This window comes from Pseudomonas sp. W2Oct36 (assembly GCF_041060465.1).
Taxonomy (GTDB): domain Bacteria; phylum Pseudomonadota; class Gammaproteobacteria; order Pseudomonadales; family Pseudomonadaceae; genus Aquipseudomonas; species Aquipseudomonas graminis_B.
The window spans coordinates 15,223-38,308 of the sequence record NZ_JAUERW010000004.1 but is presented as its reverse complement, the minus strand read 5'-3'; the positions used below and the strand labels follow the sequence as shown (position 1 = coordinate 38,308).

Here is a 23,086-nt window from a genome sequence, read left to right as displayed (position 1 = left end):
AATGCGGCGTACGGTTCGCGCGTTGCCGTGATCAGTCGTTATTGACCCCGAACATTGTTAAAGCTGACGAGGCTTATCGGCCTCTGCGCACCGCGCATTGCTCAGCGCCAGACCCGACTTGAGGAGAGAAAATGGATACCTGTCTCGCGACCCGGACGTACGCCCCTTCAGCGCTGATGCACATTCGGCCCTACCGTGTGCTGAGCATCGAGGACGGCCGGGAAGAAGAGGTCAAATTCTTCATGCCCCCCGCCGACGGCGCAGGCAGCCTGACGGCATTTGAGTCGGTCATGCTGCTCAAGCTGGTCCGCGCCATCAAGCCGGACTTCGTCTTCGAGTTCGGCACCTTCGACGGGCGCACCACCCGATTGGTGCTGGAAGACCTGCCGGACAACGGCGACAGCGAGCCACGCATTTACACGCTGGACCTGCCGGACACCGACGGTATCGTGTTCCAGGGCGATGACAAACTGCTTGCCGAAAAGGCCGTGCTGTCGAGCCGCAAGTACAATCAGTCGCCGAAGAAGGCAATGGTTCGGCAGATTCTGCAGGACTCCATGGCCTTCGATCCGTCGCCCTACGCGGGCAAGTTCGACTTCATCTTCGTCGATGCCAACCACGAGTATGAGTACGTCAAGCGCGACACCGAAAACTCGCTGAAGATGCTGGGTGGCGACAGCAGTTGCATCGTCTGGCACGACTACGGTAACCCGCAATTCCCGGAGCTGACTCGCTACCTGGAAGAGCTGGCTGGCAGTCTGGAGCTGTACCACATCGAAGGCACGATGCTGGTGTTTCACATGCGTGGCGCGACAATCGGTGACGAAAGAACTGCAGAGTAATGACGGTGGGCGCTGATCCAGCGCGGGCCACAATAGTGGCCTGCAAAGACGGCATTTCGCCGCTGGAGATTGACGGGGTGTACCGGCGTCTTCGCGAGCAAGCTCGCTCCCACAATTGATCGCAGAACGCCTGACCTACGTCGTTGGCTGCAGTCAATCCAGATACAACGGCCTGGTCGCATCTCAAGCGCGCCGTTTTTTTGTCTCGCCTGAATTCCGCGTTTTTACTCACATGGCCTGCAGCCCTTGTATTCAGGGCTCCGCCACCTGCTTTTCGGGTTCTGGTTCGGAACTTGCTTCAGTCCCACCACGCATCGGCGAAGGCGTCCGATCAAGTTCTGTGGAGTGGCGAGAGATGGTAGAGCAAGCAGTGGCACTGGAAGAGCAAGTCGTCGCGCTGATCGAAGAAGCGATGGAAGCCGATGAGGGCACCCTCAAGGTCGACCAGCCGCTGGACTGGGATTCGATTGCCCTGGTCACCTTCATGGCCCTGGTCGACGAGCGCCTGGAGAAAACGATTTCGGCTTCGCGCCTGAACAAGTGCGAAACCGTCCGGGACGTCATTACGCTCGTTTCGGAATAACCCCCGGTATCCGAATCCAGCGCTTCCAGGCGTAAGCGTTTCATCATCCGGGCAGCCATGCGGCCCTCGGTGTGGCGCTCTGAAGCGTGTCCCCCGTTTTCTGGACAGACTCATGACGTGCACAGCCTCACAACGGATCGCGCCGGACTTGGTGAAAGCCTACTGGCATCCGCTTTGCCTGAAGTCGCAGGTGGCCGACGACAAGGATTTTGTGCGCTTCAACGTGCTGGATTTCGAAGTCGTGGTGTTCAACGATGCGGGCAATCTGATCGCCTTCGACAACCGCTGCCCCCACCGAGGGACGCGGTTTTTCACCGAAGACGCCGGCCAGCAGCGGATCCTGTGTCCCTACCACGGCTGGAACTACGCCGCCGGACAGCTGCGCATCCCGGACGCCAAGCGTTTTGTCGGCTGTGACATCGGCAGCGCCAGCCTGAACTTCTTCAAGTTGGCGACCTGCGGCGAGCTGGTGTTTTTTGCCATCGAGCCCCGGGCGTCGCTGCTTGACCAGTTGGGTCAGCACATCTTCACGCTGCTTGAGCAGACAACGCCGAATTTGAACAAGCCTGCGGACTTCAATCGCTACGTTTTCGAAGCCGACTGGCCAATTTCCCTGGAAAACGCCCTCGAGCCGTACCACATCCCCCTCGTGCACCGGGACACCCTGGCGACCCTGAAACTGGGCATCGGCGAGAATGTGTTCTACGGCGAGAACTCCATCTGGTACGCCCCGGTAGAGAATGAAAAAGTCGCCCGACGGCTGCAAAGCCTGTCGCGCTTTTTCGCCCCTCGGGAGGCCTACGCAGGGTACGTGAGCCTTTTTCTGTATCCGTTTTCGATGCTGTCCTCGACCTACGGTTATTCGTGGTCGATGCAGAATTTCTTTCCTTCTGGCCAACCCGACCGGACCTGGTTCACCAGCCAGCTGTACCCGCTGCGGGCCGCGTCCGAGCGATACGACGAGATCGTGTCCACGTTCATGACCTCCACGGCCGACAACAACCGGACCGTGTTTGAAGAAGATCACACTATCTGCAAGAGAATTCCTGGCGACACCTGGTCCTGGCATGCCCCGCGTTATTACAGCTCGCTGGAAGCCAAGCTTCTGCATTTTCGGGCGTCCTGCGCGGAGTGGGCACGACAGGCCGGTGCCGCTACAACGGTTGGCGAGGAACGGGTATGAGTAGCGTCACGGGCAGTAACGCTGACGCAGTGCGCAGCATTGCCAACGTCAAAATCAGGGGCATCGCCTGCGCGCTGCCCAAGGCCGTGGCAGATGTCGCTGACCTGGCCGGGCGCTTCGGCGACGAGAGCATCGCCAAGATCATGGCCAGCACCGGCATCGAACGCCGGCATGTGGTGCAGGACCAGTGCACCTCGGACCTGTGTGTCGAGGCGGCCGAGCGTCTGTTGGCTGATATGGGCATCGACAAGTCGTCCATCGACACGCTGATCTTCATCACCCAGACCCCGGACTACGTGCTCCCGGCCACCGCCTGCACCTTGCAGCGGCGCCTTGGATTGCCGGTGACCACCGCAGCGCTCGACGTGAACATGGGGTGTTCGGGTTACGTCTACGGGCTGTGGATGGCCTCGGCGATGATCGCCGGTGGCGGCAGCCGACGGGTGTTGCTATTGGTCGGCGACACCATCAGCAAACTGGTGGCGCCGGGTGATCGCTCGGTGGCCGCGCTGTTTGGCGATGCCGGTTCCGCCACGCTCCTCGACCACGACAGTACTGTTGCGGGCGTACCGTTCGTGCTCGGCACCGACGGCCGTGGCGAGAAGAACCTCATCGTCCCCGGCGGCGGGTTTCGTGACCGCAAGGGGGCCGATGGCTCCACCCGTGAAGACAACGTGCGCGGGCCGTTCGACCTGTACATGAACGGCACCGAGATCTTCGCCTTCACCCTGGCCCGCGTGCCGGGGCTGGTGCGTACGCTGGAACAACACGCCGAGGAGCAGCAACGCCCCATCGACAACTATGTGTTCCACCAAGCCAACCGCTTCATGCTGGAGCACCTGGCGAAGAAGACTAAATTGCCGGCGGAAAAGGTCGTGCTCAATCTGCAGAACGTCGGCAACACCAGCAGCGCGTCGATTCCCCTGGCGTTGAGTCTCAGCGCCAACGCGGCCACGGCCGACAGCGGATCGACCCTGCACGGCCAGCACCTGCTCGCCGGTTTCGGCGTGGGGTATTCGTGGGCCGGGTGCGTCGTCGATCTCGACAACACGTGGATCAGCCCGCTGACCCTGGTCGGCACAGACAGTAGCGAGGCGTAAGTGCAGAGCAATCCTTTCTCACTGGATGGCATGTCCATCCTGGTCACGGGCGCGTCCTCCGGGATCGGCCGTGAAGTCGCCATCTGGCTGAGCCGGCAGGGCGCGCGCATCGTCGCCGTGGCCCGTGACACTCAGCGCCTGGAGGAAACCCTCAGCCAGCTGCACGGCGAAGGTCACTCGGTCGAGGTGTTCGATTTTCTGGGTGGCGGCGATGTTTCCGCCTGGCTGAAAGGCCTGTCCCGCAATGGCTCGCCGTTCGACGGTCTGGTGCATGCCGCGGGCGTGCAATTACCGTTGCCGATTCGGGCCATGGGCCTGGACCACTGGGAAACCATCTTTGCCACCAACGTCACGTCCGGGTTTTCCCTGATCAAGGCGTTCCGGCAAAAAGGCGTGTGCCGCAACCCGTCGAGCATCGTCATGCTGTCCTCGGTCATGGCTCAGGTCGCTCAACCCGCGTTGATCGGTTACTGCGCGAGCAAGGGCGCGGTCGAATCCATGGTCCGCGCCGCCGCCCTTGAGCTGGCGCGGGAAGGCATCCGCGTCAACGCCATCGCACCTGGCGTGATCAAGACCGAAATGGCGCAGAAGCTCGAAGGCCTGGTCGGCGAAGACGCCATGGCCGCCATCGAACGCAAACATCCGCTGGGGCTCGGTCATCCGCTGGACGTGGCCTACGCCGTCAATTATCTGCTGTCACCGGCCGCGCGCTGGGTCACGGGTACTTCGCTGGTTGTCGATGGAGGGTACCTGGTCGAATGAACACCAAAAAACTCCTTATCGTTGGCGCAGGCGGTCTGGGCCGGGAGGTCCATTCCTGGCTCAAGGACTGGGTCGAGCACAACCCGGATTACGTCATCGGCGGCTTCATCGATGATGGCAGCCTGTCCCTCAATCGCTTCAGTCATTACGCCGACATTATCTCGACCATCGACGCCTACGAACCGGCCGACGATGAGCTGCTGCTCTGCGCCATCGGCAAGCCCGCTGACAAGAAATACGTGGTGGAAAAGCTGCTGTCCAAGGGCGCGGCGTTTTTCACGCTGATTCACCCCACGGCGATCGTCGGCGAGAACGTGACCATCGGGCGGGGCGTGCTGGTTTGCCCGTTTTCAGTGTTGTCGGTGGACCTGGTCGTTGGCGATTTCGTCACGATCAATTCGCTGTGTACCGTCGGCCATGACACCGTCATCGGCCAGTTCTCGACCCTCAGCGGGCACTGTGATCTGACCGGCGGCGCGGTGCTGGAAGACGAAGTGTTCCTCGGTTCGCGCGCCTCCGTGCTGCCCAAGGTGCGCGTCGGCAAAGGGGCTGTGGTCGGCGCCGGCAGCGTGGTGCTGCGGGCGGTCAAACCCGGCAGCGTGGTTTTCGGTGTGCCGGCCAAGTGCATCTCAGGATAAAAACGACATGCCTACCTACGCTCGAATCGCCGAGATCGAATACGAACTGCCTGAGCGCGTGCTCGACAACCAGATGCTGGCCGACGCATTTCCGGAGTGGGACGTCGACAAGATTTTCCAGAAGACCGGGATCAGTCAGCGGCACATCGTTGCCGACGACGAGACCGCCTCGGACCTCGCGTTTCGCGCCTGCGAAAAACTCTTCGCCACCAGCGCCACGCCGCGCGAGCAGATCGACTGCCTGATCTACTGCACCCAAAGCCCCGATCACATGCTCCCGGCCACCGCCTGCATCCTGCAGCATCGCCTGCAACTGCCGCAGCACTGCGCCGCGTTCGATTTCAATCAGGGTTGTTCGGGGTTTATCTACGGGCTGGGCATTGCCAAAGGTTTCATCGAATCCGGACAGTGCAAGAACGTGCTGCTGATCACCGCCGAAACCTACAGCCGCTACATCAACCCCCGGGACAAGAGCGTGCGCACGCTGTTCGGCGATGCGGCGGCTGCGACGTTGATCAAGGCGTCGGACGAGGAGGGGCCTTGCCTCGATCGTTTTCGCTATGGCAGCGACGGCGGCGGGGCGAACAACCTGATCGTGCCCATGGGCGCTGCCCGTCGGCCGTTCGATCCCGAACAGATGCCTGCCGAGTACGAAGACGACAGCGGCAATGTCCGTTCGGACGCGGACCTGTACATGAACGGCCCGGCGATCTTCGAATTCTCCATGACGCGGGTCCCGGCGTTGTTCGCCTCCCTGTTCGACGAGCAATTCACGGTCGAACATTCCGACCTGTTCGTCTTTCACCAGGCCAACCAGTTCATGCTCGAAGCCCTGCGCCGCCGGCTGAAGCTGCCGCCGGAGAAATTCATCACCGAGTTCAAGCACTGCGGCAATACGGTGTCGTGCAGCATTCCTATCGCGCTGAAAGAGGCGCTGAAGAAAGGCCAGGTGCAACCCGGCAGCGTGATCACGGCGGTGGGTTTCGGCGTGGGGTATTCGTGGGGTGGGTGCGTGATTCGCTGGTAATCGAATGGGTCACCCTCAAGCGCGTAAAGTGCCTGTTCACCGGTACAAAAAGGGCTCCACGAAGGAGCCCTTCTTTATTCAGCGGTCCAGCAACACCTGGCGCCAGCGCTGCAGATACGCCTCATCCATCGTCCAGTCACTCATCACGCGTTGTTTCAAGGCCTGCCCGAGTCGTTTTGATTCGTCCAGATCGTTGAGGTGCTGGTCGATGGCGTCGGTCCAGGCGGCCGTTGTGTTTTGCACCCGCGTCAGCGGCAGGTTGTTGCGCAGGCCCTGCACGTCGGTGGCGATGACCGGGTAGCCACAGGCGCCGAACTCCAGCGCCAGGCGGCAGCTTCTGTGTTCGCCGAACACATCGTGGTCAGCGGGAATCAGGGCGACGTCCAGGTCCAGACACGCCAGCACGCCGGGATACAGGACACCTTCCACCGGGCTGCGCCATTCATGAACATAAGGGCGCAGGGCCTGCGGGCACGGGCCCATGATGATCCACTCGACCCGGTCGGCGAATGCTTCGATCACGTCCGCAATCAGCGCCAGATCGTTTACTTCCGCCTGCGTGCCGACCCAGCCGACCCGTGGCTTGTCATGGGGCAGCGAATGGCACTGCACCCGCTGCCAGCGTTCGCTCAAGCGGGTTTCGATGACCTCGATGTGCGGATGGAGCGCGCTCAGTTCATTGGCCAGCCCTGGGCTGGACACCACCACCTTGTCCATCAGTGCAAGGCTGGTCTGAAGACCGTCACGCAGTTGTTGGGCTAAAGGCGCGCCGGGCAATCGCTCGGCTGACGGCGGGTATTGATCCATGTCGCAGAGGCGCAGCGCCTGGGTGTGCGCCTTGATCGTGCGGATGTCGTCAAGGGACGCTTCGCTCGAGGGGCATTGGAGGATCACTGCTTCCGGGCGCAGGCGGGCGAACTCGCCGAGGGTCAGGACATCAGGCACGGACACAGGCTCGATCAGCAGTGCGTCAGCGAGGGTATCCAGCGCACCGTTCAGGCGTTGGCTCGCCGGGCAGAGGTCGTTCAGGTGCGAGAGCACGATCGGCACGGGCCGCCATGACAGCGGCCGCCAGGTCAGTGCCGTATTGATTTCGAGCTGCAAGCCCTGGGCGCGGGCCGAAAAGTTGTCGTTGTACGCCGGGTCATGGGCGATGTACTTCAGCCATTTGCGGTACAGCGCAGGGTTTGCCTGTTCGTCTGGTGCTTTGATCCGGGCACTGTCTTCAGCTCGGGGTTCGTGAAGCAGCACCACGTGGGGCGTCCAGACAATCAACCGCCCGGATTCCTTCACCCGCAGGCACAGGTCGACGCCGCGATAACGGGTGTTCAGCTCACCGCCATCCAGCCCGTCCGCCGCTTCGAACAGCGCCCGGCTGATCATCAGGCAGGCGTCGCTGACCGCGCTGTAATTCTGATCCACCGCCAGCCGCTGCATGTAGCCCTCGCTGGCGCCGCTCTGGCCGCTGAAGATCGGGGTGACAGGCTCGTGCAAGCCGAGGATCAGGCCCGCGTGGCGGATCGTGTTGTCCGGCGCCAGCAGTTTTGCGCCGACGATGCCGACTTCGGGCCGTTGCGCATGATTGAGCAGGTTGTCGAGCCAGTCGCCGTGCAACACCGCGGTGCTGGTGTCGAGCAGCAACACGTAATCGCCGGTCGCCTCGCGTGCCGCACTGTTGTAGAGGGCCGAGCGGTCGAATTCGCCCGGATGGCGCAACACCCGCACCTGCTCCAGGCCCATGGCCGCGACGCCGTTCAGCCAGTCAATGGCCTCAGACGTCTGGCTATCGTTGTCGACGATGAGGATCTCGTAATTCGGGTACGTGGTCTTTTCCAGAATGCTCTCGACGCAACGCTGCAGGAGCAGGATCTGGTCCCGAGTGGCAATGATGATCGAGACCTTGGGCTGACCCGCGTGGCCGTACTTGATCTGGTACTGCCGAGGGCGTGTCTCGATCACCTGGCCGTTTTCATAGCCTCGGGCAAGCAAGTGGCGCTGCAGCGTTCGCGCTTCATCGAGGTTCGACTCCCGCGCTTGCGGTTGATGGGTGACGAGGGGCTCGGCAATGTGTTCGAGGCCACCCATGCCATCGTGCTCGATCAGGCGCAGGATCAGGTCCAGTTCAAGCGCCTGGGGGTAGTGCGCATCGAACCGCCCGGCATCAATGACCGAGTAGCGGTTGAAGATCCAGTGCTTGCTGGTCACCCCCGGGCAGCTGAGCAGGTAATCGAGGCTGAAGTCCGGCCGCAGCATGACTTCCGACGTGTCGTCCTGGGTCTGGGCAATTTCATCGGCGAACAGGGCCCGGGTGGTCGGCCCTTCGCTGATTTTGACCGCCGCTTTGAACAGCCCGGCGACATTGACTGTCGCGCCGGCATCGAGCATCAGAAACCAGTCGAAGCCTTGCTCATCCATCAGCCGGTTGAGCGCCGCTGCGCAGTTGCGCCCCGTGACCGGCACATACACAGCCGGGTTGTCCGCCACTTGTTGCGGCGTCTCGCGGCTGCCGTCGTAGAGCACGAACACCCGTGGCGGCATCCAGCCGCGGGTGGCCGCCTCGACACTGACCAGGGTCTTGACCAGTGCCTGCTGGCGGTTATGCAGATCTGAGACGATGATCGCGAAGGTCGGCGCGCCGTTGTGCTGCTGGAAGTACTGCACGATGTGCGGCTTCTGCGGCCCGGCGGGGCGACGCTGCCAGGCCCACTCCTGGATCTGGTCGTGGCGGACCTCCGTTGCCGACTTCTGCAAGAACCAAGCACGCAGATTGAAGGGGACGAAGTTCTCCCGATCATGCAGCGGCGCGACCTTGACGTCGCCGTTGTCGGCCAGCGGGCGAAGCCACTCAAGCTCTTTGGTGATGCGGTAATAGTTGGCGTGACCTTCTTTGGCGATCTGCGGCGTGGCCCGCGCAATGCTGCTGCTCTGGGTGTCGGTCATGCGAAAGCGCGACAGCGGACGGCTGATGAACGCCAGATTGCCCTCACGCAGCAGTTTGACGTACAGGGTGATATCGCCAAGCCAGTGGATCGGCAGACCCTTGAGCGCCATCAGGTCTTGGCCATAGGCGAGCGCGCTGTCACGCCGGCACATCACCGAACTCGGTTCGCCCATAAACGTCAACGGCAGTTCCGACAGCAGGGCCACCAGCTCCGGGCCGTGGATGACCACGTCTTCCTTGAACGGGAACACCGTCAGCATGTTCTCCCGCAGGAACTCGCCGTTTTCGTTGATCAGGCGACGGGTTGCCGCCGCGAGGGTGATGTCCGGATGGCCATGCAGCAGCTCGACCAGCGCACTGACACACTCGGGTTCCAGCAGGTCGTCATCGTAGAGAAACTTGATGTACGCGCCGCGCGCCTCCTTGATGCCGCGCGCGACGTTCAGCGCTTCGCCCAGTGACTGTTCGTTGAAGAAATAACGAATCGGGAACGGGCTTTCCGGCGTCAACTGATCCACCAGCGCGCGAATGCCGCCGTCACGACAGTCGTCGCAGATCACGATCTCCAGCTGATCGTAGTCCTGGGCAAATGCGCTGCGCAGCGCCAACTCGAAGTACGTGGGTTTGTAGGCGGGAATGACGATGCTGACCAGGCGTGAAGCGCTCATCGGGTTACCTTGCGACGGATGACGGGCGCCGGTTTGCGCTCATGGGTGCGGACCGGCGATGTGAATGTGGGCGCGGCTCAGCGGTGCTCGGCCAGCACCGTCTGCATGATCGCGATAATGCGGGCGAATTCATTCGGGGTCAGGCTATCGAAGATCGGCAGGCATAGAACCCGATTCGACACATCGCTCGCCACCTGCAGGCGGTCCGGTTTGGCCGACTCCAGGCTGCGGTACATCGGGAACGACGAGATCAGCGGATAGAAATAGCGCCGGACCAGAATGTCCTGCTCGCGAAAGCGCTCGAACAAGGCGTCGCGGCTGATGGGGAAGGCGTCGCTCACCAGCACCGGGAAGTAGGAATAGTTGTGGTGCTCGCCGGGGCTCCAGAGCAAATCGATGCCGGGTATCTGCGTCAGGGCTTCACGGTACATCGTGTCGATCTGCTTTCTGCGTTCCAGCGCGCCGTCGATGTAGTTGAGCTGCAACAGGCCGAACGCGGCGTTGATCTCGCTCATCTTGCCGTTGATGCCGGGGGCGACGACGGTCACTTCATCGGCAAAACCGAAGTTCTTCAGGTAATCGATGCGCTTTTTGGTCTTCGCGTCGGGGCAGATGATCGCGCCGCCTTCGAAGGTGTTGAAGACTTTGGTGGCGTGGAAGCTGAGCACCGACAGGTCGCCGTTGCGCAACAGGCTCTGCCCCTGGTGCTGCACACCGAAGGCGTGAGCGGCGTCGTAAATCACCTTCAGGCCATAACGGTCGGCGATCTGCTGAATGCGGTCGACGTCACACGGCATGCCATAGCAATGCACCGGCATGATCGCGGTGGTTGCCGGGGTGATGGCCTCTTCGATGCGGTCTGGGTCGAGGTTGAAGGTGCCCGGCGCGATGTCGACGAACACCGGTTTGAGCCCGTTCCACAGCAGCGAATGGGCGGTGGCGACAAACGAGTAGGGCGTGGTGATGACTTCGCCAGTCACGCGCAAGGCCTGCAATGCGGTCAGCAGCGCCAGTGTGCCGTTGGAAAACAGGCACAAATGATCGACGCCCAGGTACGCAGCCAGGTCCTTCTCCAGCTTTTCATGGAACGGGCCTGCGTTGGTCAGGCGCTTGCTGTCCCATATCTGCTGCAGATAAGGCATGAACTCTTCCAGCGGCGGCAGCAAAGGCTGGGTGACCGGGATCGTTTTACTCATAAGCTTCCTGTGCTCTCTGACGCGCTGCGGGCTGTGCTCGTGGACGCACGGCGGAACGCCCGCGCTGTGTTGGCTGGCGTCGTCGAACGCTCGCCGTCATCGAAATGGCGTTTGCGGCGCTATGGCACCGAAAAAGCAAGAACCCGGCCAACCCGCCGTGCTGCAAAGATGCGCTTGATATTCCGAACGCCCGACGCTTATTTTGTACGCCTTGCCGCACTGCGGCGTGCCCCACGAAAAAGGATTTGAGTCATGAGCAGCGATGACCACCATTCACTCGCGCAGCGACTGATGGGCATTGATGAAATTGAATGCGTCACGCCGGATCTGAACGGCGTGCCACGAGGGAAGGTGATGTCCGGCGAGGGCTTTCTCGAAGGCCGTCGGTTGCAGCTGGCGCGGGGTGTGCTGCTGCAGTGCATCATGGGCGGCTACCCGCCGTCGAAATTCTACGGCAGCGACGACGGCGACCTGGCCCTGATCGCCGACCCGCAGCAGACCCATCGTCTGCCGTGGAGCGATGAGCCGCGCGCCCTGGCGATCTGCGACGCCGACGAACTCGACGGCCAGCCGTCACCGCTGTCCACCCGCGGTCAGCTCAAATCGGTGATTGCCCGCTATGCCCGCCATGGCTGGTCACCGGTGGTGGCGACCGAACTGGAATTCTTTGTCTTCGCGCCCAACTCCGATCCAAGCCAGCCCTTCCAGCCGCCGGTCGGTCTGGACGGTCGTCGCGAAGACGGCCAGTCGGCGTTCAGCATCACTTCCAACAACGGCCTGAGGCCGTTCTTCAAAGAGGTCTATGCCTGCATGGCGGCGCTGGGTCTGCCCCGCGACACCGTCATGCACGAGATGGGCGTCAGCCAGTTCGAGATCAATCTGCTGCACGGCGACCCGCTGTTGCTGGCCGACCAGACGTTCCTGTTCAAGCACATGCTCAAGGAGGTCGCGCTCAAGCACGGCTTGATCGTGGTGTGCATGGCCAAACCGCTGGCGCACACCCCCGGCAGCTCAATGCACATTCACCAGAGCGTGGTCGAGACCGCCACCGGCCGGAACATCTTCAGCGACGATCAGGGCGAGGCCACCGAGCTGTTCCATCACTTCATCGGTGGGCAGCAGGCGGCGATGGCCGACTTCACCGCGCTGTTCGCGCCGAACGTCAATTCCTATCAGCGCCTGTGCCATCCGTTTGCTTCGCCGAACAATGCTTGCTGGTCCCACGACAACCGCGCGGCGGGCCTGCGCATTCCGGCCAGCGCACCGGTCGCCCGTCGGGTCGAGAACCGTCTGCCCGGCGCCGACGCCAACCCGTATCTGGCCATTGCGGCCAGTCTGGCTGCGGGGCTTCATGGTATTGAGCACAGGCTCGAACCGTCGCCACCGATTCAAGGTGAGTTCGTCGTGCCCGATAATCTGTCGTTGCCATGTACCTTGCACGCTGCCTTGGAACGTCTGACTCGCAGCACGTTGGCCAAGGAACTGTTTGGTGCCGAATTCATCGAAGGCTACGTCGCGTCGAAGACCCTGGAACTGACCAGCTTCTTCAACGAAATCACCCCCTGGGAGCGCCGCATTCTGGCCGCTCAGGCTTAAGAATCGCTGTTCGGAAATCCTCTGAAACCGAGGGTTTCCGTCTTTTGGAAAGCTATGCGCCAAATCTGGAAGTCCTTTCGAGCGCTGTATTTTGCCTCGCTGATGATGTTGATCGGCTCGGGCCTGCTCAGCACCTACCTTGCCTTGCGTCTGGCCGCCGATCAGGTCGATGGCCTGTGGGTGGGTGCGTTGATGGCGGCGAACTATGTCGGTCTGGCCCTGGGCGGCAAGATCGGCCACCGGCTGATCGGCCGGATCGGGCACATCCGTGCGTACGCCACGTGCGCCGGTATCGTCGGCGCCGCGGTGCTGGGCCACGGGCTGTTCGACTATCTCCCGGCGTGGATCTTCCTGCGGATGATCGTCGGCCTGGGCATGATGTGCCAGTACATGGTCATCGAGAGCTGGCTCAACGAGCAGGCCTCGCCCAAGCAGCGCGGTACCGTGTTCAGCCTTTACATGATCGCCTCGTACCTGGGGCTGGTGCTCGGCCAGCTGATTCTGGTCATCCACCCGCAGCTCGGCCCTGAACTGCTGATGCTCGTGGCGATGTGCTTTGCGCTGTGCCTGGTGCCGGTGGCAATGACCCGCAGCATTCACCCGGCGCCCATGCACCCGGCACCGCTGGAGCCGCTGTTCTTCATGCGCCGTGTGCCGCAGTCGCTGACCACGGTGTTGAGCGCCGGCATGATCATCGGCTCGTTCTACGGCCTGGCGCCGCTGTATGCCGCGCAACAGGGACTGTCCACCGAGCATGTCGGTCTGTTCATGGCCAGCTGCATCGGCGCGGGCCTTATCGTGCAAGGCCCGCTGGGCAAACTCTCGGACCGCTATGACCGTGCCTGGCTGATCCGTGGCGTCGCCGGCTTGCTGGTGCTGGCATCGCTGCCTCTGGCGATCCTCCCGAGTGTGCCGATGGAGCTGCTGCTGGCGGTGGGTTTCCTGGCATCCCTGCTGCAGTTTTCGCTGTACCCGTTGGCCGTGGCGTTTTCCAACGACCACGTCGAAGGCGAGCGGCGCGTGTCGCTGACCGCCATGCTGCTGATGACCTATGGCGTCGGCGCGAGTATCGGCCCGCTGGTGTCCGGCGTGCTGATGAAGATGTTCGGCAGCAACATGCTCTATGCCTTTGTCTGCTTCGTGGCGCTGGTGCTAGTGCTGCGTATCCGTCCGAAAGCCGTCACCAACCTGCACCAGGTCGAAGACGCCCCGCTGCACCACATTGCAATGCCCGACAGCATGTCCAGCTCGCCGCTGGTGGTCGCCCTTGACCCGCGTGTGGATGAACAGGTGGTGCAGGATCAGATGCAGGACGTTGAGCCCGAGCCAGAGGTTTCGTCAGAGGTTGCGCCGGATGCGGCGGCCGATGCAGAAGTACAGCCAGAGATGGTGGAGCGGGTTGTGGCGTCGGGTGAGGGCGTTGTGCGGCCGGTGGCGATTATGGATGAGGAAGTGGCTGCTGAACCTAGTGCGGCTGGGCCGGAGGAGGCGGTTGAGGTGCGTCGGGATGTTGGGGTGGATCGGCCTTTGTGATGGGGGGGCGGTCCCTCCCGAGACCGCCGCGACACCGCAAAACCGAGGGTGGCCACGAGGACGTCTTCCCGGCTGAGCCGGTCCCACTGTCACACCGCGTCCCCTCAGTAGGACTGGCTTTAGCCGGGAAGGCATCCTTCGTTACACCGCAAAATTGAGGGTGTACTCAAGCGTCTATTCCCGTCTGAGGACGGTCCTGCTTCACCCGCCGGCACGCCCTGAAACACGCCAGCCGAGCCACCGACAACGGTCAGAAATCGTCGTCTTTGTCGAAGCGTCGCGCTTCGCGCTGCAGTTGATACACAAAACGCTCGACCTGGCGCTGCACCAATCCACTCATGTTGTGAAAGCGCACACCGGCGAATGTAGTGTTGATTCTTTCTTCGAAGTGCAGATGGCGCAGTTCCACCGGGGTGGTCATGTTGCCGAAGGGCAGGGAAGCGATGAACCGCTCATAGACCTGACCCAATTGCATGCGCTCCGAGACATCGCCTTCAAACCGTAGCTTGCAGCCGGTGGCGGAGACATCCAGCAGCTTACCGCGCAACGGGAATTTAAGCCGGTCGCCACCGATCTCGACATCGATCAGGGACGCGAGTTTGAGCGCCGCGCGGAACGCGTTGCGGCGCTGGTGATAAACGACTTCTTGGGGCAGAGGCCCGCGATAGCTGCGCGGCTCTGCAATGACGGTCAGTTGGTCTTTGCTTTCCCAGGCGATGCGCACGCCGTCGTGAAAACCTTCGACCCGGAAGGGCTCACCGCTGGCGAGGAAACGCTCACCGTCACGGGGGATCATCTCGTCGAAAATCATCTCGTTGGTGTCGCGATTGACGTCGATCACGTAGCTCTGAAACCGCTGGGTGCGCTCGTGAAACGTGATGATCAACGGGTCATGACTTTCCATCAGCAGCCGCAGATTGGCGGCGATTTCCAACGGGGTGGTCAGTACCTTCGGGGGCTGCGGAACATCTTCCGCGCTTGAGGCATTCACGGTCTATCCATCTCCAGGCAAATAACGGCAGCGTTCAGCGTGCGGCATATTGCCACCACGGTGCGCACCTTGATACAAGAACTTACGCCTGGCTGAGCGGACGTGGCCTGGCCTTGCCCGACGTCGAACCGCGGCTGTCATACAGCGTCGGGGTATCGCCGCCGTTGAGAATCCTCAACTGCTGTGCCGTGGTGAGTTGCTGGAGCTGGATAAGGCTGCCGTTCTGTTCGTTGGCGGCCTGGCATTCACTCATCAGTGTGCTGAGTTCATCACCTGCGGTTAACAGGGCTTCACCCACTGACGAATGTTTCGCCACTTCTTCGAGTCCCGCACGATTGGCGGGCAGACCCAGGCTGGTCATCAGCTGGGTACGTCGGCGTCCATGCTGCTCGAGCACGATCACCAGCGCCTGTTTCTGCGCCAGGATGTGTTCCATCTCGACCATATTGCGCCCGTGAAGCGCCACTGACTCGGCCTTCAGGATGTCCAGCAGATGCCGGGTTGGCGCAATGTCGTCCGTGATCAGTTGAAGCAATGTAGTGTCTTGCATCGCATGCCCTGGTGTTTAAGCGTCCAGAAGCCCCTTGCGCAGACCTGGGGCTAGCGCTGGGCTTCGAAGTTAAGCAGTTTGCTAGCAACACGATTGCTGTCGACCTTATAGCTGCCGTCGGCGACCGCCTGCTTCAACTCAGCCACACGGGCGCTGTTGACGACAGGCTGATCACGCAACGAATCACTGATCTTCTGCAACTGTTGAGCTTCGCTGCTCAAATGTACTGCCTCACCACTGCCGGGCACGCTCGAGGTGCCGCTGACCGCTGCCGTAGCTTCGGTTTTGCTGGCTTCCTTCGTGCTGGCCGTACGTGTTGTACCGCCAACGGGAGTGGAGCTATTCAAACGATTGAAGTCGATGACCATGATTGAAAAACCTCTGGGTTCTAGGACGCTTGCCTTGGTTTCGGCCATACCCGGAATAACTTTAGGGCTCGCGCGAAAACAGTCTCGAATGGACGTCGCGCGGAGCACTGGGGTTCCGAGTGTAGGAAAAGCGCAAGCGCAGCGCCAGAGGTCTTACCTTCACATGTGAGTTACATAGCAACCTCAACTTGCCCGGGCGCAACGATGTTGGCCTTGATCACCCGTTGCGAATTGAGGTTCTTCACCCGTATTTGCTCGTTGAAACCGCCGTCGGACAACGCCTCGCCCGGCATGCGCACGCTCATTGAACCGCTGCGCGCGCTGATGACGACCTGATCGCCCTTGTGGACCATTTGCGGTTGGTCGAGATGGACGGGCGTCAGGATCTGGTCGATGACCGTTGGTCGGACAACTTTCTGCCCGACTGCCTGATCGACTGAATCCAGGAAGCCTTGCCCCAACAGGCTCACGTCACGTTCGCGCAGCGCCACATCGTTTTCAGTCACGATCGCGTCGCGCTTCATTGGCCGCACGGCCGTGACCACATTGCGGTAAAGATGGACCTGGGCCGGCACGAACACCGTCCACGGCGAGGTGCCTTCGCAGCGTATCTTAACGGTGACGCGGCCGATGGGCTGGGCCGGGCTTTCCAGTGATGCTGTCAAATCCTTGTCACACAGCGGCATACGCAGACGCGGATCCAGCTGCTTGACTTCGATCTCGTAGCGGCCGGCGGTTTGGTTGGTCGACATGTAGTCTTCAACTGTGAATTCAAGAAAGCCCTGGGTCACGCCGATAAGTGTTTCAGGCAGGGTCATGTTGTCTGCGCGGCTCAGGCTGGCAGCAAACAACAGACACAGCGCGACCAGCACGCAGAGAAAGCTGCGGGTTGCGGGTGCCGGGCGTCGGGATACTGTCGTTTGTGTGTTCATGATGAGTAAATAGCAAGGCCCGTGCCGCTTACCGATCCGGTAGCGCAATTGGTCGTTTTGGGAGGAGTGGTGCATGGCTGGTGTGATGGATTCAGTAAACCAGCGCACTCAACTGGTAGGGCAGAACCGCCTTGAACTGTTGCTGTTCCGGTTGGACGGCAAGCAGTTGTATGGGATCAACGTGTTCAAGGTAAAAGAGGTGCTTCAGTGCCCGAAACTTACCCACATGCCCAAATCCAGTCCGATTGTGCGCGGAGTGGCAAACATTCGTGGCGGGACCATCCCGATCCTCGATCTGGCATTGGCGACCGGCGGCAAGCCGCTGTCTGACATTGCCAATTCATTCGTGATCATCACGGAGTACAACACCAAGATTCAGGGCTTCCTGGTGCATGCGGTGGAACGCATCGTCAACATGAACTGGGAAGACATTCATCCGCCACCCAAGGGCACGGGCCGCGATCACTACCTCACGGCGGTGACGCGTCTCGACAATCAGTTGGTGGAGATCATCGACGTCGAGAAGATCCTCGCCGAAGTGGCGCCGGTCTCCGAGAACATCTCGGTCGGCGTGGTCACGGCGGAGGTGCAGCACAAGGCGTTGTCCTTGCGCGTGTTGACGGTCGATGATTCCTCGGTGGCGCGCAAACAGGTGACGCGTTGCCTGCAAACCGTCGGCGTGGAAGTCACGGCATTGAATGACGGTCGTCAGGCACTCGATTACCTGCGCAAACTGGTGGAAGAGGGCAAGAAGCCTGAAGAAGAATTCCTGATGATGATTTCCGACATTGAAATGCCGGAGATGGATGGCTATACCCTCACTGCGGAGATTCGCAGCGACCCGCGCATGCAGAAGCTGCATATCGTGTTGCACACCTCGCTGTCGGGCGTGTTCAACCAGGCGATGGTCAAGAAGGTCGGCGCTGATGATTTCCTGGCCAAGTTCCGGCCGGATGATCTGGCGGCGAGGGTAGTGGATCGTATCAAGGCGGCGGATATCAGCTGAGGAGGGATTTTCCTCCTTGCTGTTCACATGATTTGAGGGGCGGCATGTCTACAGGTAATTTGGATTTTGATCAGTTCCGGGTATTCCTGGAAAAAGCCTGTGGCATTTTGCTGGGTGAAAATAAACAGTATCTGGTCTCCAGCCGCCTCAACAAGTTGATGGAGCAGCAGTCCATCAAGTCGTTGGGCGAGCTGATCCAGCGTATCCAGACCCAGCCGCGCAGTGGCTTGCGCGAGCAGGTGGTCGATGCGATGACGACCAACGAGACGTTGTGGTTTCGCGATACGTACCCCTTCGAGGTGCTGAAGAACAAGGTCTTGCCTGAGGCGATGAAGGCCAGCCCCAACCAGCGTTTGCGCATCTGGTCGGCGGCCTGTTCTTCGGGGCAGGAACCGTATTCGCTGTCGATGTCTATCGATGAGTTCGAGCGCAGTAACCCGGGGCAGTTGAAGTCGGGTGTGCAGATTGTGGCGACGGATTTGTCGGGTTTGATGTTGAACAATTGCAAGACAGGTGAGTACGACAGTCTGGCCATCGGCCGGGGTTTGTCGCCGGACCGTCTGCAGCGTTTCTTCGATCAGAAGACGCCAGGGCGCTGGACGGTGAAGGCGCCGATCAAGAGCCGTGTGGAGTTCCGTTCGTTCAATTTGTTGGACAGTTATGCGGCGTTGGGCAAGTTCGATATCGTGTTCTGTCGGAACGTGCTCATTTATTTTTCGGCGGATGTGAAGAAGGACATTCTGTTGCGCATTCATTCGACTTTGAAGCCGGGGGGGTATTTGTTCCTTGGGGCGTCTGAGGCGTTGAACGGCTTGCCGGATCACTATCAGATGGTGCAGTGCAGTCCCGGGATTATTTATCAGGCCAAGTGATTGGCTGCGCTTTCGCTTTATTAGAACCCGCTTAGGCGGGTTTTTTTATGTTCATTTTTAAGCATTTTTAAGGGGACTAGCATTTTTAAGGGGACTGATTTATTTACAGCGCTTCACCGTAAATCAATCTGTCCCCGAGAGCGCGGTGCGGCTTATTACGTCAAGGTCAAGAGCATCTGCCTCACGGCAGATATTTCGCCTTCGGCGAGTTACTTGGAAAAGCACCCCAAGTAACCAAGGGTGCTTGCTCCTGGTTGGGTTCCTCCTCCGTCGGAATACCCTCACTCCGGTCTCGCTCCGTGGGCCCGCGCCGAACGGACATCCATGTCCTGACGGCGCTCTCGCCGCATCCCTGCGGCTCGGCCCACTGCGCGAGACCTGCGTTCAGCCTGCACCCAAGTCGCGTTTTGCGGTGTTTGAGCCTTTTGCGTATGAAGATCAAGATCAAAAGCAGATCAGAAGCAGATCAGAAGCAGATCAAAGGCTTCCCGGCTAAAGCCGGTCCTACGACGTGCGCGCCGTGTCAGAAATATCTGATCGTTCCCACGCTCTGCGTGGGTATGCATCCCGTGACGCTCTGCGTCACTTCCACGGCCTGAATGTGCGTCGTCTGCGGGACGCGGAGCGTCCGGAGCGGCATTCCCACGCGGAGCGAGGGAACGATCATCACTGACTGCACGCGGTGTATTAGTAGGACCGGCTTCAGCCGGGAAGCCTTTGATCTGCTCTTGATCTTCGTGCACAGCCAGCCCAGACGACGACAATCGCGACTTGGGTGCAGGCCGAACGCAGACGACGCGCAGTGGGCCGAGCGGCATGGATGCCGCGAGAGCGCCGTCAGGACATGGATGTCCGTTCGGCGCGGGCCCACGGAGCGTCGTCGGAGTGAGGGAACCCCGAGGTACGAGGGGCCTAACCAGGAGCAGGCACCCTTGGTTACTTGGGGTGCTTTTCCAAGTAACTCGCCGAAGGCGAAATATCTGCCGTTAGGCAGATGCTGTTAACCGGTCAGCAGGGCCGAGCACGGACCCATGTAACGGCAAAAAAACGGCACCGCCCTTGCCGCTTTTCTCCCATCGAGCGGAAATCCCTTGCCGCTTTTCTGTCATCCCCCATCACCAAGACCCCTGCGGCCCGCTAAAAACGGCACTTTCAGCAAGTGGCACGCACCTTGCTATAACTCCTGCACGTACATCTGGTCAGCCCTCAAAGGTCCCGACATGAGCATCAGTTTTGAAAACGCCCTCGGCATCCACGAAAAAGCGCTCAACTTCCGCGCCCAGCGTGCTGAAGTGCTGGCCAACAACATCACCAACGCCGACACCCCCAACTACAAGGCCCGTGACCTTGACTTCTCCAAAGTCCTGGCCGCCGAAAGCGACAAAAGCAAAAACGGCCACTTCGCCCTCGACATGACCAACAGCCGTCACATCGAAGCCGAAGGCATGAGCGATGGCGAAGCCAGCCTGCTCTACCGCACCCCGTCGCAGCCGTCGCTGGACCAGAACACCGTCGACTCCCAGGTCGAAAATGCCAACTACGCCGAAAACGCCATCGGTTTTCAGGCCAGCTTCACCTTGCTCAACAGCAAATTCAAAGGGCTCGTTGCAGCCCTGCGCGGAGAGTAATCCATGTCCCTGTCCAGTGTTTTCAATATTGCCGGTAGCGGCATGAGTGCCCAGAACACCCGTCTCAACACCGTGGCCAGCAACATCGCCAACGCCGAAACCGTATCCTCCAGCATGGACAAGACCTACCGCGCCCGCCATCCGGTGTTCGCCACAGTCTTCCAGGGTCAGGAATCCGGCGGCAGCGCCTCGCTGTTCGAAGACCAGGGCCAGGCCGGCACCGGCGTACAGGTTTCCGGCATCATCGAAGACGCCTCAAACCTCGAAGCACGTTACGAGCCAAACCACCCCTCGGCTGACAAAAACGGCTACGTCTATTACCCGAACGTCAACGTCGTCAACGAGATGGCCGACATGATCTCGGCCAGCCGTTCGTTCCAGACCAACGCGGAAATCATGAATACCGCGAAAACAATGATGCAGAAGGTCCTGACCCTGGGTCAGTGATAAAGGGCGAAATCCATGACGGTCTCAAGCACAGACGCTACCTCGACGTTCCTCAAAGGGCTGCAAAGCACGACCCCCGGGACCACAGGCACTAGCACCAAATCCAGCACCGACACCAGCAGCCTCACCGGCTCAAGTTCCCTGGGTAAGGATTCATTCCTGCAATTGCTCGTGACGCAAATGCAGAACCAGAACCCGCTCGATCCTCAGGACAACAGCGAGTTCGTGGCCCAGCTGGCTCAGTTCAGCAGCCTGGAAACCATGCAGAACCTGAGCACCTCGGTCGACTCGATCAGCACCATGTATCAGTCGTCCCAGGCGTTGCAGGCCTCGTCGCTGGTTGGCCGCTCGGTGACCGTGGACGCCGGTTCGACCTACGTCGACACCAGCAAGGCGATGACAGGTTCGGTGGTGCTGCCATCGTCCAGCACCGACACCACGGTGAAGGTCTACGACAGCACCGGTACCAACGTCGTGCGCACCATCGACTTGGGCACTCAAGCGTCCGGTACCACCTCCTTTAGCTGGGATGGCACGGATGACAGCGGCGCAGCGGTGGCAGCGGGCAATTACAGTTTCGTCGCCAACGGCAGCCTCAACGGCACCGCCACTCAGCTGAGCACCTATCTGCCGGCGACAGTGAACAGCGTGACCATGGGCACAACGGGCTCTGACATGACGTTGAACCTCGCCGGCGGCACCCAGGTGGCACTGGCAAAAATCAAGCAAATCGGAATTTAGAGCCGACTAGACGGCGCAGGAGTTAATCATGTCTTTCAATGTTGGTCTTAGTGGGCTCTACGCCGCAAACAAAAGTCTGGACGTCACCGGCAACAACATTGCGAACGTCGCGACCACCGGTTTCAAATCTTCCCGTGCGGAGTTTGCTGACCAGTACGCCCAATCGATTCGCGGCACCTCCGGTAGCACCAACACCGGCAGTGGCGTCACCACCGCCGCCGTTTCTCAGCAGTTCACCCAGGGCACGCTGAACACCGGGACCGGTCGCAGCCTGGACCTGGCGATCAACGGCAACGGCTTCTTCATGATGAGCAACAACGGCGAGAAGCTCTACACCCGCGCCGGTGCATTTCACACCGATTCCGATGGCTACATCGTCAACGAATCGGGCAACAATCTGCAGGGCTACAGCGTTGACGGTCAGGGCAATGTCGCCACGGGCGTGCTGAGCAACCTGCGCGTCGATTCGTCGAACCTTGCGCCGAAAAGCACCAGTTTGATCACCGTCGCCTCCAACCTGAACTCCTCGTCGACCGTGCCGACGGTGTCGACATTTTCGCCGTCGGACACCAGCAGCTACACCACGACCTACAGCACGCCGATGTACGACAGTCAGGGTAACCAGCACACCCTCGACCAGTATTTCGCGAAGACGGGCACCAATACCTGGACCATGTACAGCTTGGTCGATGGCCGCAGCATCAACGATCCAACGTCCACTACCGCTGACGCGACCGCAGTGACCTTCGATTCGTCGGGTGGCTTGATCACCAGCGGTACCGGCAGCCCGGACACCACCAACTCGCCCAACGTGAGCATTGGTACGGACGGTGTTTTCTCCATCAACAACTGGGTGCCGGCCGCCAAGACAACGGTTGGCAGCACCACCACCTGGGCGAGCAATGGTGCGGCCGCGAACGCGGGCGGGATCAAGCTCAACATGCTGGCGACCACCCAGACCAACGCCGTGTCGGGTGCGATCAGCAAGACCCAGGACGGTTACGCCACCGGCCAGATCACGGCCATGAACATCGACGCCACCGGCAACATGTTCGCGACCTACACCAACGGTCAGTCCAAGGTGATCGGTCAGGTGTCGCTGACCAACTTCGCCAACGTTCAGGGCCTGTCCCCGGCGGGCGGCACCAACTGGCGCGAATCGGCTTCGTCGGGCATCCCGGTCACGGGCGCTCCACAGTCGGGTACGCTGGGTTACTTGACCGGGCAGGCGCTGGAAGAATCCAACGTCGACCTGACCGGTGAGCTGGTCAACCTGATCAAGGCGCAAAGCAACTACCAGGCAAACGCCAAGACCATTTCGACCCAGAGCACCATCATGCAGACCATCATTCAGATGACCTGATAACGGTCGCTGGACACGGTCAACGAAGCCCCTCTCTGAGGGGCTTTTTTTATGGTTTTGTTTGACGCAAATATCGAGAGCCATCCCACTCTACAACTGGAAACTTCCTACTGTCGTCT

Annotated in this window: 21 protein-coding genes; 15 read left to right on the top strand and 6 right to left on the bottom strand. The window is 60.7% G+C overall.

Annotated features, from left to right (window positions below; genetic code table 11):
* Positions 1-131 precede the first annotated feature (131 nt).
* The 7 genes from QWI18_RS07945 (at position 132) to QWI18_RS07915 (ending at position 6,135) form a co-directional block, all read left to right on the top strand.
* A complete protein-coding gene (locus QWI18_RS07945) occupies positions 132-842 on the top strand; it encodes a class I SAM-dependent methyltransferase (protein WP_369318576.1) in 711 nt (236 codons plus the stop codon).
* A 376-nt stretch (positions 843-1,218) separates the two neighbouring features.
* A complete protein-coding gene (locus QWI18_RS07940; protein WP_065987337.1) occupies positions 1,219-1,425 on the top strand; it encodes an acyl carrier protein in 207 nt (68 codons plus the stop codon).
* A 112-nt stretch (positions 1,426-1,537) separates the two neighbouring features.
* Positions 1,538-2,608: an aromatic ring-hydroxylating dioxygenase subunit alpha gene (locus QWI18_RS07935; RefSeq protein ID WP_296311666.1), complete on the top strand. Its 1,071-nt coding sequence runs from the start codon at positions 1,538-1,540 to the stop codon at positions 2,606-2,608.
* Positions 2,605-3,708: a 3-oxoacyl-ACP synthase III family protein gene (locus QWI18_RS07930; protein ID WP_192130009.1), complete on the top strand. Its 1,104-nt coding sequence runs from the start codon at positions 2,605-2,607 to the stop codon at positions 3,706-3,708. The genes QWI18_RS07935 and QWI18_RS07930 overlap by 4 nt, the downstream gene beginning before the upstream one ends.
* Positions 3,709-4,470 (top strand): SDR family oxidoreductase, encoded by a 762-nt coding sequence (locus QWI18_RS07925; RefSeq protein ID WP_192130010.1) that lies wholly within the window; start codon positions 3,709-3,711, stop codon positions 4,468-4,470.
* Positions 4,467-5,108: an acetyltransferase gene (locus QWI18_RS07920; RefSeq protein ID WP_369318575.1), complete on the top strand. Its 642-nt coding sequence runs from the start codon at positions 4,467-4,469 to the stop codon at positions 5,106-5,108. Before QWI18_RS07925 ends, QWI18_RS07920 begins: the two co-directional genes overlap by 4 nt.
* Before the next feature lie 7 nt (positions 5,109-5,115).
* Positions 5,116-6,135: a ketoacyl-ACP synthase III gene (locus QWI18_RS07915; protein ID WP_369318574.1), complete on the top strand. Its 1,020-nt coding sequence runs from the start codon at positions 5,116-5,118 to the stop codon at positions 6,133-6,135.
* A gap of 78 nt (positions 6,136-6,213) precedes the next feature.
* Here the strand turns inward: QWI18_RS07915 and QWI18_RS07910 are convergent, their stop codons facing one another.
* Together QWI18_RS07910 and vioA are read right to left on the bottom strand one after the other, a co-directional pair.
* Entirely contained in the window at positions 6,214-9,744 is a 3,531-nt protein-coding gene (locus QWI18_RS07910; RefSeq protein WP_369318573.1) for a glycosyltransferase, read from the bottom strand.
* A gap of 77 nt (positions 9,745-9,821) precedes the next feature.
* Positions 9,822-10,940 carry a dTDP-4-amino-4,6-dideoxy-D-glucose aminotransferase VioA gene (vioA, locus tag QWI18_RS07905; protein ID WP_369318572.1) on the bottom strand — a complete coding sequence of 373 codons (1,119 nt, stop codon included), beginning with the start codon at positions 10,938-10,940 and terminating at the stop codon, positions 9,822-9,824.
* Positions 10,941-11,294: 354 nt separating this feature from the next.
* Here vioA and QWI18_RS07900 point away from each other — a divergent pair, with 354 nt between their 5' ends.
* Together QWI18_RS07900 and QWI18_RS07895 are read left to right on the top strand one after the other, a co-directional pair.
* Positions 11,295-12,536 (top strand): glutamine synthetase family protein, encoded by a 1,242-nt coding sequence (locus QWI18_RS07900; protein ID WP_369318695.1) that lies wholly within the window; start codon positions 11,295-11,297, stop codon positions 12,534-12,536.
* A 54-nt stretch (positions 12,537-12,590) separates the two neighbouring features.
* Positions 12,591-14,069: an MFS transporter gene (locus QWI18_RS07895; RefSeq protein WP_369318571.1), complete on the top strand. Its 1,479-nt coding sequence runs from the start codon at positions 12,591-12,593 to the stop codon at positions 14,067-14,069.
* A gap of 250 nt (positions 14,070-14,319) precedes the next feature.
* On the opposite strand, the gene QWI18_RS07890 is transcribed toward QWI18_RS07895, so the two are convergent.
* The 4 genes from QWI18_RS07890 to flgA form a co-directional block, all read right to left on the bottom strand.
* A complete protein-coding gene (locus QWI18_RS07890; RefSeq protein ID WP_141695117.1) occupies positions 14,320-15,060 on the bottom strand; it encodes a flagellar brake protein in 741 nt (246 codons plus the stop codon).
* Between the two features lie 82 nt (positions 15,061-15,142).
* A complete protein-coding gene (locus tag QWI18_RS07885; protein ID WP_065987254.1) occupies positions 15,143-15,610 on the bottom strand; it encodes a flagella synthesis protein FlgN in 468 nt (155 codons plus the stop codon).
* A gap of 50 nt (positions 15,611-15,660) precedes the next feature.
* Positions 15,661-15,978: a flagellar biosynthesis anti-sigma factor FlgM gene (flgM, locus tag QWI18_RS07880; RefSeq protein ID WP_065987255.1), complete on the bottom strand. Its 318-nt coding sequence runs from the start codon at positions 15,976-15,978 to the stop codon at positions 15,661-15,663.
* A gap of 170 nt (positions 15,979-16,148) precedes the next feature.
* Positions 16,149-16,910 carry a flagellar basal body P-ring formation chaperone FlgA gene (flgA, locus tag QWI18_RS07875; protein WP_369318570.1) on the bottom strand — a complete coding sequence of 254 codons (762 nt, stop codon included), beginning with the start codon at positions 16,908-16,910 and terminating at the stop codon, positions 16,149-16,151.
* Positions 16,911-16,983: 73 nt separating this feature from the next.
* Here flgA and QWI18_RS07870 point away from each other — a divergent pair, with 73 nt between their 5' ends.
* From QWI18_RS07870 to flgE, 6 genes are all read left to right on the top strand, one after another.
* Positions 16,984-17,916: a chemotaxis protein CheV gene (locus tag QWI18_RS07870; RefSeq protein WP_065987256.1), complete on the top strand. Its 933-nt coding sequence runs from the start codon at positions 16,984-16,986 to the stop codon at positions 17,914-17,916.
* A 44-nt stretch (positions 17,917-17,960) separates the two neighbouring features.
* Positions 17,961-18,788: a protein-glutamate O-methyltransferase CheR gene (gene cheR, locus QWI18_RS07865; RefSeq protein ID WP_065987257.1), complete on the top strand. Its 828-nt coding sequence runs from the start codon at positions 17,961-17,963 to the stop codon at positions 18,786-18,788.
* 1,220 nt (positions 18,789-20,008) lie between these two features.
* Positions 20,009-20,416 carry a flagellar basal body rod protein FlgB gene (flgB, locus tag QWI18_RS07860; RefSeq protein ID WP_065987259.1) on the top strand — a complete coding sequence of 136 codons (408 nt, stop codon included), beginning with the start codon at positions 20,009-20,011 and terminating at the stop codon, positions 20,414-20,416.
* A gap of 3 nt (positions 20,417-20,419) precedes the next feature.
* Positions 20,420-20,863 (top strand): flagellar basal body rod protein FlgC, encoded by a 444-nt coding sequence (gene flgC, locus QWI18_RS07855; RefSeq protein ID WP_065987260.1) that lies wholly within the window; start codon positions 20,420-20,422, stop codon positions 20,861-20,863.
* A 15-nt stretch (positions 20,864-20,878) separates the two neighbouring features.
* Positions 20,879-21,604, top strand: a complete 726-nt coding sequence (locus tag QWI18_RS07850; RefSeq protein WP_065987261.1) for a flagellar hook assembly protein FlgD — start codon at positions 20,879-20,881, stop codon at positions 21,602-21,604.
* Positions 21,605-21,632: 28 nt separating this feature from the next.
* Positions 21,633-22,967 carry a flagellar hook protein FlgE gene (gene flgE, locus QWI18_RS07845; RefSeq protein WP_065987262.1) on the top strand — a complete coding sequence of 445 codons (1,335 nt, stop codon included), beginning with the start codon at positions 21,633-21,635 and terminating at the stop codon, positions 22,965-22,967.
* Positions 22,968-23,086: the final 119 nt, after the last annotated feature.